13 protein-coding genes are annotated in these 14512 nt (G+C 54.2%); 8 read left to right on the top strand and 5 right to left on the bottom strand.

The features are described 5' to 3' along the window. Nucleotides 1-68: 68 nt before the first annotated feature. Nucleotides 69-974 (bottom strand): acetylglutamate kinase, encoded by a 906-nt coding sequence (gene argB / locus F3H12_RS03095; protein ID WP_149677895.1) that lies wholly within the window; start codon nucleotides 972-974, stop codon nucleotides 69-71. A gap of 37 nt (nucleotides 975-1011) precedes the next feature. Continuing rightward, nucleotides 1012-2052, bottom strand: a complete 1041-nt coding sequence (argC, locus tag F3H12_RS03100; RefSeq protein WP_149677896.1) for an N-acetyl-gamma-glutamyl-phosphate reductase — start codon at nucleotides 2050-2052, stop codon at nucleotides 1012-1014. A 296-nt stretch (nucleotides 2053-2348) separates the two neighbouring features. Here argC and F3H12_RS03105 point away from each other — a divergent pair, with 296 nt between their 5' ends. The 8 genes from F3H12_RS03105 to F3H12_RS03140 all read left to right on the top strand — a co-directional run bounded on the left by F3H12_RS03105 (nucleotide 2349) and on the right by F3H12_RS03140 (nucleotide 10768). Continuing rightward, nucleotides 2349-3464: an ABC transporter ATP-binding protein gene (locus F3H12_RS03105; protein ID WP_149677897.1), complete on the top strand. Its 1116-nt coding sequence runs from the start codon at nucleotides 2349-2351 to the stop codon at nucleotides 3462-3464. Between the two features lie 212 nt (nucleotides 3465-3676). Beyond that, nucleotides 3677-4504, top strand: a complete 828-nt coding sequence (locus F3H12_RS03110) for a hypothetical protein (protein WP_324449623.1) — start codon at nucleotides 3677-3679, stop codon at nucleotides 4502-4504. 17 nt (nucleotides 4505-4521) lie between these two features. Next, entirely contained in the window at nucleotides 4522-5175 is a 654-nt protein-coding gene (sigH, locus tag F3H12_RS03115; RefSeq protein ID WP_149677899.1) for an RNA polymerase sporulation sigma factor SigH, read from the top strand. Nucleotides 5176-5531: 356 nt separating this feature from the next. Further along, a complete protein-coding gene (locus tag F3H12_RS03120) occupies nucleotides 5532-5972 on the top strand; it encodes a cell division protein ZapA (protein WP_149677900.1) in 441 nt (146 codons plus the stop codon). Continuing rightward, a complete protein-coding gene (locus tag F3H12_RS03125; RefSeq protein ID WP_149677901.1) occupies nucleotides 5973-6563 on the top strand; it encodes a hypothetical protein in 591 nt (196 codons plus the stop codon). Beyond that, nucleotides 6550-9006, top strand: coding sequence for a U32 family peptidase (locus F3H12_RS03130; RefSeq protein ID WP_188118334.1), 2457 nt, complete (start codon nucleotides 6550-6552; stop codon nucleotides 9004-9006). The genes F3H12_RS03125 and F3H12_RS03130 overlap by 14 nt, the downstream gene beginning before the upstream one ends. A gap of 41 nt (nucleotides 9007-9047) precedes the next feature. After that, a complete protein-coding gene (locus tag F3H12_RS03135) occupies nucleotides 9048-9545 on the top strand; it encodes a dUTP diphosphatase (protein ID WP_149677903.1) in 498 nt (165 codons plus the stop codon). 95 nt (nucleotides 9546-9640) lie between these two features. Next, on the top strand, nucleotides 9641-10768 hold the full coding sequence (locus tag F3H12_RS03140) for a M20/M25/M40 family metallo-hydrolase (protein WP_149677904.1): 1128 nt from the start codon (nucleotides 9641-9643) through the stop codon (nucleotides 10766-10768). On the opposite strand, the gene F3H12_RS03145 is transcribed toward F3H12_RS03140, so the two are convergent. The 3 genes from F3H12_RS03145 to gdhA form a co-directional block, all read right to left on the bottom strand. Continuing rightward, nucleotides 10737-11657: an OmpA family protein gene (locus F3H12_RS03145; protein WP_149677905.1), complete on the bottom strand. Its 921-nt coding sequence runs from the start codon at nucleotides 11655-11657 to the stop codon at nucleotides 10737-10739. The genes F3H12_RS03140 and F3H12_RS03145 overlap by 32 nt on opposite strands. After that, on the bottom strand, nucleotides 11654-12760 hold the full coding sequence (locus F3H12_RS03150) for a MotA/TolQ/ExbB proton channel family protein (RefSeq protein WP_149677906.1): 1107 nt from the start codon (nucleotides 12758-12760) through the stop codon (nucleotides 11654-11656). Before F3H12_RS03150 ends, F3H12_RS03145 begins: the two co-directional genes overlap by 4 nt. 369 nt (nucleotides 12761-13129) lie before the next feature. Next, nucleotides 13130-14464, bottom strand: a complete 1335-nt coding sequence (gene gdhA, locus F3H12_RS03155) for an NADP-specific glutamate dehydrogenase (RefSeq protein WP_149677907.1) — start codon at nucleotides 14462-14464, stop codon at nucleotides 13130-13132. Nucleotides 14465-14512: the final 48 nt, after the last annotated feature.

Genomic DNA, 14512 nt, shown 5'->3' on the forward strand with positions numbered 1-14512 from the left:
CGCAATCGTTTGCGCACCTTTTATCATATGGGTATTATAAGCCAATGCAGGGGGAAAGTAAACATGGGTCAGAGCTTCTCTTTTTCATAGTAAGGGATCAGCTGTCTGGTGATCATGGTTCCGATACCCTTGTTGGTGAATATCTCAAGCAGGATGCAGTGCGGAATCCTTCCGTCGATGATATGGGCACGGCCGACGCCGCCTTCCAGGGCGCGTATGCAACCCAGTACCTTGGGGATCATGCCGCCCACAATGGCCTTCTCCTCGATCATCCGATGCACCTCGTCACTGGTGATGACGTGGATAACCTTGTCCTCGGCCGACTTGACACCCTCCACATCGGTGAGCAGGATCAGCTTTTCGGCCTTCAGCGCTGCGGCCAGTTCGGCGGCCACCGTGTCGGCGTTGATATTGTAACTCTGGCCGTTTTTGTCGGTACCGATGGGCGCTACCACCGGGATGTATTCACTGTGGGTCAGGAGCTCCAGGGCCCTGGTATTGATTTTGGTGATTCTGCCCACAAACCCCAGATCCACCGGTTTTCCGTCCACGATTTCCATGTGCTTCTCGCATTCCAGGAGCATGCCGTCAATGCCGCACAGGCCGATGGCCTTTCCGCCTTTCTGGTTGATGAGTGAAACGATTTCCTTGTTGGTTTTGCCAACCAGGACCATCTGTGCGACTTCCATGGTGCTGCTGTCGGTCTTTCTGAGACCGTTCACGAATTCGGACTCCACGCCGAAGCTTTTCAGCGCTCTGGAAATATCGGGACCGCCCCCATGAACAACCACGGGATTGAGCCCGATGTACTTCAGCAATGTGATATCCTCCATGACCGAGTTTTTGAGCTCCTCACTGATCATGGCATTGCCGCCGTACTTGATCACCACGGTTTTGCCGGCAAGGGCCTGGATATAGGGAAGGGCCTCGATCAATATCTCCGCTTTTTTGATGATTTCCGTGTAGTCAAACATAGTTTTACTCTATCCTCCAATGCATACCTTAATGAACTTACAGGAAGAAACCGACGGGCGAAAGTCCCTCGGTCTCAACGAAACCGGCCATCAGGTTCAGGGCCTGAACGGCCTGACCGGCCGAACCCTTGCCCATGTTGTCCAGGGCTGACAGGACGATGAGCCGGTTGAGCCGTTCGTCCAGGTTCACGCTGATATCGATGCGGTTGGACCCCACCACAAACCTGGTTTCAGGCAGCACGCCCGGCGGCAGGATCCGGACGAAGGGTTCATCCTTGTAGAATTCCCTGTATGCCTCCAGGATATGGTCACGAGAAACCGGTTTTGCAAGATTCATGTATATGGTGGCCAGCATACCGCGCTTCATGGGTGCCAGGTGCGGCGTGAATGACACCGCCACATCCCTGCCGGCCAGGAAGGACAGTTCCTGCTCGATCTCGGGGGTATGCCGATGGCTGATGATCCCGTAAGCCTTGAAATTCTCGTCGGTTTCACAGTAGGAATAGGCCAGATCGCTCTTCCGGCCTGCACCGGATACACCGGAGGTGGCATCGATGATGATGTTGTCGGTGGAAACCAGTCCGTTTTTCAGCGCGGGCGCAATGGCAAGGATGGAACAGGTGGGATAGCAGCCCGGATCCCCTATCAGGTCCGCGTTCCGTATCTTGTCGCGATAGAGTTCGGGAAGCCCGTAGACGGCTTTCTCCAAAAGTTCCGGTGCCCCGTGGGTCAGCTTGTAAGCCTTCTCGTAACGGGTGCGATCCCTGAACCGGAAATCGGCGCTGTGATCGATCACGCGTTTCCCGTTTTGGACCAGTTCCCGGGTAATATCGGTGGAAACTCCGTGCGGAAGTGCCGTGATGAAATAATCGGCCTTTTCGCACAGGGCCGGGATGTCCAGTTTATCGCACACCAGATCGAATGTACCCCTGAATGCGGGGTAAATCTCGGAAAAGGGCTGCCCTGCAAAGCTGTTTGAAACGACTGTGGTCAGCCTGATATCCTTGCGCCGGTGGAGCAGTCGGACCAGTTCCGCGCCCACATAGCCTGTGGCGCCGATGATGCCTACCTTTATCATGAACCATACCTCCCTGGTTATTATACCGTTATGGCAGAGAAAGGAAAAGCAAAACAAAAGGGTAATATTACCGATGGTTTATAATTATACAATATATATGAATAAAAATTCAACATCTATTTGCTTTTAGCCTTTATATATAGCTTTAGCCGGTTTTCTTGGCTGTTTTTCCTTATGCAAACTAGCCAAATGCCAATTTTTATTTTTGTAGAAAAGATAGCTAGTTAATCCAGCTCGTTCATGTTAGATTTTTTGTATGGGTCAAACGACGCAATATATAATAGGAGGGAAATTTAATGGCTGGTGTAAGGCTTAAGAACGTCAGCAAGATTTACCCAGGCGGAGTAAGAGCTGTTCACGATTTCAACATTGATATTGAAGATAAGGAATTTATCATTCTTGTTGGTCCTTCCGGATGCGGAAAAACCACGACCCTCAGAATGATTGCCGGTCTTGAGGAGATTTCCGAGGGCGAACTGTACATAGGGGACAAGCTTTGCAATGATGTGGCTCCCAAGGACAGGGACATCGCCATGGTGTTCCAGAACTACGCCCTGTATCCTCACATGACCGTTTTCGACAATATGGCATTTGGTCTGAAGCTGAGAAAGACCCCGAAGGATGAGATCAAGAGAAGAGTTCATGAGGCTGCAAGGATCCTCAGCATTGAGCACCTTCTCGACAGAAAGCCGAAGGCGCTCTCCGGCGGTCAGAGACAGCGTGTTGCCCTGGGCCGTGCCATCGTCCGTGAACCCAAGGTATTCCTTATGGACGAGCCTCTGTCCAACCTGGACGCCAAGCTCAGAGTTCAGATGAGAACCGAGATCAGCAAGCTCCATCTGAAACTCAACACCACCTTCATCTACGTTACCCACGACCAGACCGAAGCCCTCACCATGGGTACCCGTATCGTGGTCATGAAGGATGGCTTAATCCAGCAGATCGACACGCCCCAGAAGCTGTATGACGAGCCTTCCAACCTGTTCGTCGCCGGATTTATCGGAAGCCCGCAGATGAACTTCGGTAATGCGATTGTTGAGAAGAGCGACGATGGCAAGATCAGCCTCAGGTTCGGCGGATACAGCCTGGAGCTTCCTCCTGAAAAGGCATCCGTGCTTGAGAAGCAGGGATATGTGGGTAAGGAAGTCGTGTTTGGCGTTCGTCCCGAGGATATCCACGAGAATGCCGCAAGCCTCGGAGCCCATGCCAGCATTCCTCTCAACGCAGACGTGGAAGTTACCGAAAGACTCGGTTCCGAAACTCTTCTCTATGTGGTTATCAACGATGCCAACTATACGGCAAGGGTCAGCCCGAAATCCACTGTTCAGGCTAACGACAAGATTCAGCTCACCTTTGATATGGGCCGTATCCATATCTTTGATAAGGAAACAGAGAAAGCAATTGTTCACTAATCCGGTAAAGGAAAAAGGCCGCTTCCTTAGGGGAGCGGCCTTTTTCGGCGCGCATTTTCCATGTGCGGACAGATCTTTGCAAAAAGGCAGACAGGCGTTTGATGAGCCCCGCGGAGGGGAATAACTATATGAGGCGGGTATTTTCGGCCCGATTGAGGGGGTTGCCCTGCTGCCGATATCCGGGGTTTTGTCAGGAGGGAAGAAGTTTGCGAGTGGTGGGCTTCTGCGGTCCCAGCGGAACGGGGAAAAGTCACCGGGCGCTTTGGGTTTCCCGGGAAAACGGGTTGGACTATATCATCGACGACGGCCTTTTGATCCACGGCAACCTGGTTGTTGCCGGAAAGTCTGCCAAAAAAGCGCCATCAAAGCTCAGTTCCATCAGGACGGCGCTTTTCCAGGAGGAGGATCACCGGGAAGAGGTCAAGAAAGCCATCAGGGAACGGAAACCGGATGGTATCCTGATCCTGGGCACGTCCGACAAGATGATCAGCAGGATTGCCGAAGTGCTGGAACTGGGAGAGGTACAGGAATGGATAAAGATTGAGGATGTGGCCACTCCCCTTGAGATCGAGCAGGCCAGGAACACGAGGGAAAAGCAGGGAAAGCATGTGATACCGGTTCCCGCCATGGAGATCAAAAAGCAGTTTTCGGGGTATTTTCTGGATCCCCTGCAGTTGTTCAAAAGGAAGGGAAAGGCCGAGTTCCAGAAAATCGGGGAGAAAACGGTTGTGCGTCCGACCTTCAGCTATTTTGGGAAATATACCATTTCCGACTATGCCATTTACCAGCTGATCAACCACATCATCGTATCCATGCCTGAAATGGAGAAGATAGCGCGCTTCCGCTGCAATAACACCCCTGATGGCCTGTTTGTGGATATGGACGTGGTTATGGTTTTTGGCTATAATTTAGTGGATGCACTCAAACGCGCGCAAAACACCATCAGCCAGGAACTGGACCGCTTCGCAGGGATTAACCTGACCAGGCTCGTCATCAATGTGAAGACCCTTGTCATCTCCAAATCGTATCAGAATGCCTGATTCATGGAGGAGTAACCGTGCTGAAGACCGATGAAAACCACATCACCCATCCGGAGGAACTTGAGGACGAAGAAATCATACACCGCATCCGCAATGGCTGCAAGTGGGGCATGGAGCATCTGATCGAAAAGTACAAACCCGTTGTCCGTGCCAAATCCAGATCCTATTTCCTCGTGGGCGCCGACCGGGAAGACATTGTTCAGGAAGGCATGATAGGGCTGTTCAAGGCGATTAGGGACTACAGGGAGGACAAGAGCATTCCCTTCAGGATGTTTGCCGAGATGTGCATCACCCGCCAGATCATCACGGCCATCAAAACAGCCACAAGGCAGAAGCATATCCCGCTGAATTCCTATGTTTCACTCAACAAACGGCTGTTTGACGAGGAATCGGACAAGATGCTCATCGAGATGCTCCAGGAAGTCTCCGTTACCGATCCGGAAGAACTGTTCATCTCCAAGGAAGACTACAGTGTCATAGAGAGCAAGTTGCTGGAGCTTTTAAGCCCGTTTGAAAAACAGGTACTCAGCATGTATCTGAGCGGCATCGCCTACCAGGAGATCGCCCGCCAGCTGAACAAGCCTGTGAAGTCCATTGACAATGCGCTGCAGCGGCTGAAGAAAAAGATAGAAAAAAGCCTGCTGAACAACAGGCATGAAGCGGGAGCATGAGTCATACAAAAAGCGCCTGTTGGCCGAACAACAGGCTAATATCATTAAATGTGCTAAAAAGGAGGTAAAAGTATGTTAAGGTATCAGTGTCAGGTTCAAGTATAAACGAATTTTGTCGAAAAAGCAAGAAACAAGATATTATAGATAGGGTATAAACTGGGAACGGGGTCTCCGGGCGGGCCTGGCTTAATCCTGTCGGTTTCCGGCAGACTTTGTGTTTCCCTTGACAAAATATAGTATAATAAATTCAAAGACAGGCGGTACGGCCTCTCACAAGAGATAAAAGGATACCATCCGGAATCGGCATCAGCGGGGGATCAAAAACCCCGGCAGGGATTGGGGAGTTGAGCTGCGAAATGGCTGAAGAAAAAAACAAAGTGGTCGTGAGAATTGCGGGCAATGAGTATGTCCTGTGCGGTACAGAATCGCCGGAGTACATACAAAGGATAGCCCTGCTGGTGGACAGGAAACTTCAGGAGATCACCCGCAAGAACCATTTGCTCAGCACCTCCATGGCTTCCGTCCTGACGGCCATCAATATGGCCGACGAGATGATCAAGGCCCAGGAAGCCTGCGATCGTTCGGAATCCGAGCTGAAGGAACTGAGAAGGAAGGTCCAGGAGCTGCGGGAGGACGTCTACCGATTCAAACAGGAAAACGAAAAGCTGAAGGAGATTCAGTCCAATCTGCAGATTGAGCTCACCAAAAAGGAAACTGAGCTGAATGAAGTCAGAAAGACCCTGTCCACCCTGTCCAACAGGAAAGTGCCGAGCGCTGATGAAGGAGGTATCAGCTAAATGTTTGATAAGCCGATTTCATGGGGAGAGCTGATCACCATTGTACTTTTTGTTCTGGGAGCCGCCCTTATCTTTTATCTGATCCTGGCGGCTGCCAACCTGGTAAGGCTTCTCAAGAATGTCAACCGGCTGTTTGACAGCAATAAAGAAAACATCAATCAGACCCTGGAGAAGCTTCCCAGGATCGCCAGTGATGCCGAGAAGATAGCCGATACGCTGAAAAACAATGTGGAAGCCATCGATCAGGCGGTCAAGGATGTGGGCAAAATCACCTCATCGGTGAAAAAAGGCGTGGAAACCATCCAGAACGATATCCTGGTCAAGGCGAAAATTTTCATGGATATCATCGACGCCGTCCGAAAATACTTTGACAAGAAGAAGAAAGCCTCCGCTTCCAGAAAGAAGGAAGCAGCCGTTTACAGGTACAAGTATAAAAAGGATCAGGATAAACCGGACGAAGTCGAGATCATTGCCTATGAAAAGCCGGACAAGCCCTGCGACGGTTATATAGAGGATTCGGACAACACGGAGACAGAATTGGAGTCAGCCAAACAAGAGGATGTCGGGGAAGACGAAAGTGAAGCAGATTGATCAAATGGAGCTCCTGGCGCCGGCCGGAACCTTCGAAAGCCTGAAAGCAGCTGTCGCTAATGGCGCGGATGCGGTCTACCTGGGCGGGGAGCAGTTCAACGCCAGGATCGGAGCGGGCAATTTTTCCAACAACGAGCTGGAAGCCGCGCTGGAATATGCCGCTGAACGAGGCGTCAAGGTCTATATCACCATGAATACGCTCACCAAGGACAGTGAGATGGATGAAGCCCTGCAGTTTGCGGGCTTTGTTTATGAAAAGGGTGCGGATGCCGTTATCGTGCAGGATATCGGGCTGGCCGGGCTTCTGCGCCATTCTTTCCCGGAACTCAAACTCCATGCCAGCACCCAGATGACCATCACCAATTCTGCAGGCATCCGGCAATGCGAAGCCATGGGCATAAGCCGGGTGGTGCTGGCAAGGGAGCTGACGCTGGAAGAGATTGAGGCCCTGTGCAAAACCACTGATGCCGAGATCGAGGTGTTTGTCCACGGGGCCCTTTGCATATGCTATTCAGGCCAATGCCTCATGAGCAGCTTCATTGGTTGCAGGAGCGGCAACAGGGGCAGGTGCGCCCAACCATGCCGGCTGCCCTGGCGTATCCGAAAAAAGGATGGCGCCTGGTCGGAGGAGGCCTATTACTTAAGCCCGAGGGATTTGATGGGGCTGACCGAGCTTCCGGGACTCCGTAAAGCCGGTGTCACCTCGCTGAAGATCGAAGGGCGCATGAAGTCTCCCGAGTATGTGGCCGTGGTGACAGGCATTTACAGGAAGTACCTGGACAGGCTGAGGGCATACGGCGAAGAGGCATATCGCATCGATGAGGCGGATCTGGAAAAACTGGAACAGATCTTCAACCGGGGAGGTTTTTCCACGGGTTATCTGAAGGGTATCAAGAGTTACCGTTCGCTGGTCTATCCCGTCCATCCCAAGAACCGGGGAGTCCGAATCGGAACGGTTATCGACGCGAGAAGGGATGCGGTGCGTGTTCAGCTTGAAAAGCCCCTGAGCATGGGGGACGGCATTGAAGTCTGGGATACCGCTCAGGGGGTTCCGGACATCATCGTCAGTTCCATCGTGCTTGATGGTGAGCATGTGCGATTCGCTCCTGCCGGAACCTCGCCCTGGGTGGGGGATATGAAGATGCGGGTGGAAAAGGGAAGCCAGGTGTGGCGCACCTATTCCAAACCCCTGATGCTGGAGGCAAGGGATTCCTTTGAGCGGGGTGAAGTGCGCCGGGTGCCCCTCGAAGCCGTCTTCCGGCTGGAGGCGGGCGCGCCGGCATCCCTTGAGCTGACCGATCCGGACGGAAACCGGGTTGAAGTCTTCTCGGAGATTCCCGCTGAAAAGGCGGAAAAAATGGCCCTCGATGAGGAGCGGATCACCCGGCAAATCCAGAAGACCGGGGATACGCCCTACAGGGTGGAACAGGTCCGTGTTGAAACCGATGGCATCGGTACCCTGCCGATATCCGCTTTGAACGCCATGAGAAGGGAAGCCATTGAAGCCCTCGGCGCCATCAGGCGGGCAGCCGGAAAACGCGAAAAAGCTGATTTGAGTAGCAGGCCGCCCTTTGCGGTTACCGGCATGGGGAAGGAGCCGGAATCCGTGCCGGCCCTGACGGCCTTCTTCCTTTCAAAACCCTTGCTGCCGGCAGGATATGACCGGTATGTGGCGCGCATCTATCTTCCGCTGCTGGGAAGGGAGGAGCTTAGGCCCATCCGGGAATGCTTCCGGGGTGAGATCTTCATCTGGACGCCCAATATCGTCAGAAATGGGGAGATGGACGGCCTGATGAATGCCCTGGACCAACTGGAGGGGATGATTGACGGTATCAGCGCGGCCAATCCCGGAACCCTGCGCGCACTGGGGGAACATCCAGGGTCCTTCCGTATCCATGCGGATGCCCCCATGAACCTGTTCAACTCCCATGCCCTGGCCGTGGTAGCCCAATGGGGAGCTTCTTCTGCGTCCATTTCCCCGGAGCTCAGGCTGGATGAAGCCGAAAGGCTGAATGCCCATGGGCTGCTTCTGGAGGCGCAGGTTTACGGCCGGGTCCAGCTCATGACCCTGGAATACTGCCCGGCAAGTCTCGCTGGTGCATGCGGTATGGCCTGCGATGGCTGTGAAGCGTCCAGGGGCTTTCTGCGCGACAGGAAGAACAAGGTGTTTCCCTACATGCGGGATGGCGGGACAAAACGCACCCTGCTGTTCAGCGCCGAGCCTGTCTTTCTGGATGAGCCGGATAAGCTGCTAATAAGCGGCATTAAACACTTCAGGATGGTCTTCACCGATGAAGACGATTTAACTATCCAGGCAGTGTCCCGGTGGTTCCATGCGCGGTTCAGCGGCAAGCCGCCTGCAATGGATGAAAGGGAGCGGGAGGCGCTGGATCGACTGCTGGCAAAAGGTACAGGTAAGGGCCACTGGTTCAGGGGTGTATAGCCCGGCCGCTTTTCGAATAGACATGGATAAGGAGTGGACTTATGGGGGAAATAGAGGTTTTTGTGGAGATCGTCCGGGAAGGGGTCGTCCTGCCGGCCTATGCCAATCCATGGGATGCGGGGATGGATGTTTGCGCGGCTTGTGACGTCCTGATCCCGCCCGGCCAGACCGTGATCATACCCACCGGTCTGAAGCTGGCCATACCCGAGGGATATGAGATCCAGGTGCGGCCAAGGAGCGGTATCAGCCTGAATACGCCGCTTCGGATATCCAATTCCCCGGGTACCATCGATGCCGGGTACCGTGACGAATTGGGCATCATCATGACCAATACCTCCCGGGAAGACCAGGCCGGCGACAGCGAGCCCCTGCCGGTAAGCTCAAAGGGCAATCGCCAGGGAACGTATTTTATCAAAAAAGGAGACAGGATAGCCCAGCTGGTGCTGGCCCAGGTGCCCCGCATGCGGCTTTGCCTGGTGGATTCGGTAAAGCGCATCGGTCAGGACCGCGGAGGCGGCTTTGGCTCCACCGGTGTCTGACGTGTAAAGATAGCCTTGGGTAACGGGCTGTTCGCCGGACTGGGCAGCAGGGGATTTGCTGTCGGATTTTCAGACAAAGGAAAGGATGGTTGCAGATGATCAACAGGGACAGACTCGTAAACAGTTTTCTCGATATGGTTCGCATAGACAGCCTTACCAGGCAGGAGAGGGGCATGGCCGGTTACCTTCTGAAAACCCTGAAGGAGATGGGATTTGAGCCCTATGAGGACGATACGGGCGCAAAAATAGGCGGCAATGCGGGGAACGTGATCTGCCGTGTGCCCGGCATTCCCGGAAAACCCGCTTTGCTGCTCATGGCTCATATGGATACCGTGGCCCCGGGCATCGGCAAAAAACCCGTGGTTGACGGGGACCTGATCCGTTCCGACGGGACCACGGTGCTGGGCGGCGACGACGCGGCCGGGATCGCAGTGATCCTGGAAACCGTGCGTGCCATCAGGGAAGATGGTTTGCCCCACGGCGACCTGTACCTGGTGTTTACCGTGGCGGAGGAAGGCGGGCTCTTTGGGGCGAGGAACCTGGATATCAGCAAAATACCGGCCGATTTTGCCTTCATCATGGATGATGAGGGGCCCATCGCCACGGCGGCCGTCAAAGCGCCCTTCTATAACCGGTTCAAGGCCACCTTCATCGGGCGGGCAGCCCACGCCGGACTGGAGCCTGAGAAAGGCCTGAACGCCATTCTGCTGGCGTCAAAGGCGCTGGCGGAACTGCCCCATATGGGCCGTATCGATGAGGAGAGCACGTCCAACATCGGTATCATCAACGGGGGCATTGCCCGCAATATCGTGAGCGAGACATGCGTGGTGGAAGGCGAGGTGCGTTCCATCCATGAGGACCGCCTGGAAAAATACACCCGGGAGATCCTGGACCATATCCGGGCTGTGACCGAAAAGATGGGCGGTCGCGTCGAGATAGAAGTGGAGCGCATGTATCCGGGTTACCATCTCGAAGAAACCAGTCCTATTATTCGTATCCTGAAGGATGCGGCCCAAAAGGCCGGCCTTCCCCTGAACCTCCATGCCACAGGGGGCGGTAGCGATACCAACGTGATCAACGGCTACGGGATACCCGCCGTGGACATCAGCGTCGGCATGGACAGGGTTCACAGCACCGAGGAGCGGATCCGGATCTCCGATATGGAGAGGGCCTGCCGTTTCCTGGAAGCCATTATTGCGACCGCCCTGACATATAGTCGCTGATGATCTTCTGAAGATTGCCATCCTTGATGTTGATGGAAATCTGGATGCGCCGGTTCTTGCTTTTGGCCGCCTCGTCATCGCCCAGGGCAATGGGCCTGAACTCAGAGAAGCCGGATGCCTGGAAATAGGCGCCGTATTTGGTTTCAAGCACCGGGTTACTCTTCATCATGGTTACGATGACGGCGATAGCGCGCTGGCAGGACAGGTTGTAGTTGTACTCAAAAGTATCGTCGGAATCGGCATATCCTGAAACGATGATGGCGTCAATATTCTTCCTGGTCTCCGGATCGCTGAGAATCCGCTCGAAGGCCACGGCGAACTTCTCCAGGAGCTTTTGGCCGCTGGCGGATATGCGGCTGCTTCCTTTATCAAATAATAAACTGCTGTTGATGACCAGGTTGGCGTTGTCATCAATGTCCACAAGGGGCTCCCCGCCTGTAGAAAGCAACGGGCCGAGCTCCTTTTCTATGGATTCCTTCACCTGGCCCAGGATGCTCAGGCGAAGGACCGAGATCTCCTGAAGCTGCGACCGAACCTTGGAAAGCTCCTCCTCTTTCTGGGCGAGGGCGGCCCGGTCCTGTTCCAGTTGGATCCTGAGGTTTTCAATTTCGGCCTCCCGGCTGCTCAGCGTGCTTTCCAGACTGCTGAGTTCGGCCTTTTTCGTCTCCAGTTCCCGGTTCACCGATTCCAGCTGGGCCTGCTTTCCGGCCAGCGCCATATCGGCCTTCATGAGCCTGTCATCCCATACGCTGGCGTTGACGATCTGGCGGATGACCAGTATCAGGATACAGAAAAAAAGTACGAACACCAGGGAGGACATCACATCGGTAAAGGAAGGCCAGAAGGATTCTTCTTCGGTGGCTTCACGCCGGGCTCTTGCAAGTCTCATGGATTCACCTGCCTTCTGTCAACGCTGGCCACGGCCGCCTCATGGTAGTTCAGCAGCCTGTCCGGTATCTCGTAAACGGCCTTAAGGAACATTTCGCGGTCTTTTCGGGAATCATCCAGGCAGATCCTGAGATCGGAAATGACGGAGGTCATGTTTTCCAGTCTCCGGTTACTGGCCTGAATCTCGTCAATGATGCCCTCCAGGGTTTCCGCGCATCTGCTGATCCTGGCGCCACACTCAGAGATGGCCTGTGAAGTTCTGTCGAGGGAGTCGCAGAGGTAACCGGAGCTGGCCCGGAATTGTCCGATATTGGCCGAAAAATCCTCGTTGAAGTTTTTAAGGCCTTTGAGGCAGTCGGAAAAGCCTGATACCAGCTGCTCGAAAACGCCGATGGCCTCTCCCAGGTCCTGTGCCGTTTTCTGAACGAGATCCTCGCCGTCCTTGTCGTCCTGGCGCAGCTGTTCCATGACCTCAGAGGCCACCTTGATATCCAGGTATTCTTCCAGCTGGGTGATCAGAAGCTCCTTTGCCGCAGCAGCGCTGAACAGGGAGGACGTGACCATGAAAAGAATTGAGAAGCCGGTCCCCAGGAGGCTTGTCACAAAGGCAACGGCCATGCCCTTGAAGGAAGAAATCAAGAGAGCCAAAACATCGGCACCGGTTTCCTGCATCAGCGTGTCGGCGTTGGTACTGGACATGATGTCGCCCATGTTCCCCACCGCATAGGTGAGCCCGATAAAGGTTCCGAACAGGCCGGTGGTGATGAGCAGGCTGTTGGTTCTTTTCAGGAAGCGCTCTGCCAGAAGGCAAGGCTTGAGGCAAACCTCCATGCCGGTCTGAATGATGGAAAGGGTATTGATGCCGGAAAGGCCGCTTTCGGCTGCCTCCCGGTATTCCTCGGCAATCCATTGGAGCATGTCTGAGGAAAATTCCTTCAGGTCACCTGCGCAATAACCTGCCAGTTCTTCGGACAGGCTGATGTACCTGCGCCTGACCAGGGTATTGGCATAGGATGCGCCGATGAATATGAACATGATCAGTAAGGTGATGAAGGTTCCCACACCGCCCAGCTGGCGGTACAGGCTTATCAGACCATCCAGCACAGTCAATCACATCCTCTGTTGCAGGCTTGTCCCGTTTTCCGGCAACCGGTACTCAGGCCGGTCGATTAAATGTATATGGGACATGCCCCGCATTTAGAACATTTCCGGGCGGTGTGGAGCGATCCGGGTTTAAATGCCGTGCTGCGCACCTGGCGAAGGCCAGTTTGTGGCATGCTTTATTTCCAATGCGGGCATGAAACATGGAACAGACAAGATGGGCAAAAGGCGGACAAGCCCGGTCGGAAAAGGAGGGGCTCAGAAAAGCAAATAAAAATGGGATCTGTCCCACAATCCTTATGGAACAGTCCCATTCCTGTAAGAAGACTCTCGCATATTGCCAAAACCGATGCTTTGACCGGTTCTGTCGACTCAGATAACGCCCTGTGCCAGCATTGCACGGGCAACCTTCATGAAGCCGGCGATGTTGGCACCCATGACCAGGTTGTCAGGATCGCCGAACTCCTGGGCAGCCCCACTGGCATTTCTGTAAATGTTCTGCATGATGCCCTTCAGCTTGGCATCCACTTCTTCAAAGCTCCAGGACAGGCGCATGCTGTTCTGGGACATTTCAAGGCCCGAGGTGGCAACGCCGCCCGCGTTGGCAGCCTTGGCAGGACCGAAGATGACCTTGTTCTTCAGGAAGATCTCGATGGCTTCAGGGGTAGAAGGCATGTTGGCACCTTCGCCGACTGCAAAGCAGCCGTTCTTTACCAGCGCTTCCGCGCCTTCCTGATCCAGTTCGTTCTGGGTCGCGCAAGGCAGGGCGATATCGCAGGGGATCTTCCAGATATCCCTGAAGTTCTCGCCGAACTGGGCGTTCGGGCGCTCCTTGAGATACTCGCGGATTCTGCCTCTTTCCACTTCCTTGATTCTCTTGACCAGATTAAGGTCAATGCCGTCCTTGTCGTAGATGTATCCGTTGGAGTCGCTGAGGGCAACGACTTTGGCGCCCAGTTCCATGGCCTTCTCGGCAGCATAGATGGCCACATTGCCCGAACCGGAGATAACGACGGTGGAGCCATCGAAGGATCTGCCCTTAGCCTTCAGGGCCTCTTCCATGAAGTAGCACAGGCCGTATCCGGTTGCCTGGGTGCGGACGAGGCTTCCGCCGTAATCAAGACCCTTGCCTGTCAGTACGCCGGTGAAGTCGTTCCGGAACTTGCGGTACATGCCGTACATATAGCCGATCTCGCGGGCACCGACGCCGATATCGCCTGCGGGAACATCGGTATCCGGACCGATATGGCGGGCAAGCTCCAGCATGAAGCTCTGACAGAAGCGCATGATTTCGCCGTCGGATTTGCCCTTCGGATCGAAATCGGAACCGCCCTTACCGCCGCCCATGGGAAGGGTGGTGAGCGCGTTCTTGAAGATCTGCTCAAAGCCAAGGAACTTGATGATGCCCAGGTTTACGGACGGATGGAAACGAATCCCGCCCTTGTAGGGGCCAATGGCACTGTTGAACTGAACGCGGAATCCGCGGTTGACCTGTACGCGACCGTTGTCGTCCACCCAGGGTACCCTGAAGATGATCTGGCGCTCAGGTTCAACGATCCGGTCAAAAATACCGGCCTTTTCAAACTCCGGGTACCTTTCGGCAACCGGTTCAAGGGACTCCAGAACTTCCCTTACTGCCTGGTGGAATTCCTTCTCGCCAGGATTCCGATTGACTACGGCTTCATAAACCCTGCTCAGTCTTTTCATTTTTTATCCTCCAATTCATGACATAAAAATGAATTTGACACCTAATCA

The organism is Thermoclostridium caenicola (assembly GCF_900142095.1).
GTDB lineage: Bacteria > Bacillota > Clostridia > DSM-8532 > DSM-8532 > Thermoclostridium_A > Thermoclostridium_A caenicola.

Bases quoted from the DNA above. Each gene is read 5' to 3' on its own strand.
- argB (WP_149677895.1), bottom strand. From the start codon at position 974: ATGTTTGACTACACGGAAATCATCAAAAAAGCGGAGATATTGATCGAG.
- F3H12_RS03140 (WP_149677904.1), top strand. From the start codon at position 9,641: ATGATCAACAGGGACAGACTCGTAAACAGTTTTCTCGATATGGTTCGC.
- gdhA (WP_149677907.1), bottom strand. From the start codon at position 14,464: ATGAAAAGACTGAGCAGGGTTTATGAAGCCGTAGTCAATCGGAATCCT.
- F3H12_RS03145 (WP_149677905.1), bottom strand. From the start codon at position 11,657: ATGAGACTTGCAAGAGCCCGGCGTGAAGCCACCGAAGAAGAATCCTTC.
- F3H12_RS03135 (WP_149677903.1), top strand. From the start codon at position 9,048: ATGGGGGAAATAGAGGTTTTTGTGGAGATCGTCCGGGAAGGGGTCGTC.
- F3H12_RS03120 (WP_149677900.1), top strand. From the start codon at position 5,532: ATGGCTGAAGAAAAAAACAAAGTGGTCGTGAGAATTGCGGGCAATGAG.
- argC (WP_149677896.1), bottom strand. From the start codon at position 2,052: ATGATAAAGGTAGGCATCATCGGCGCCACAGGCTATGTGGGCGCGGAA.
- F3H12_RS03125 (WP_149677901.1), top strand. From the start codon at position 5,973: ATGTTTGATAAGCCGATTTCATGGGGAGAGCTGATCACCATTGTACTT.
- F3H12_RS03105 (WP_149677897.1), top strand. From the start codon at position 2,349: ATGGCTGGTGTAAGGCTTAAGAACGTCAGCAAGATTTACCCAGGCGGA.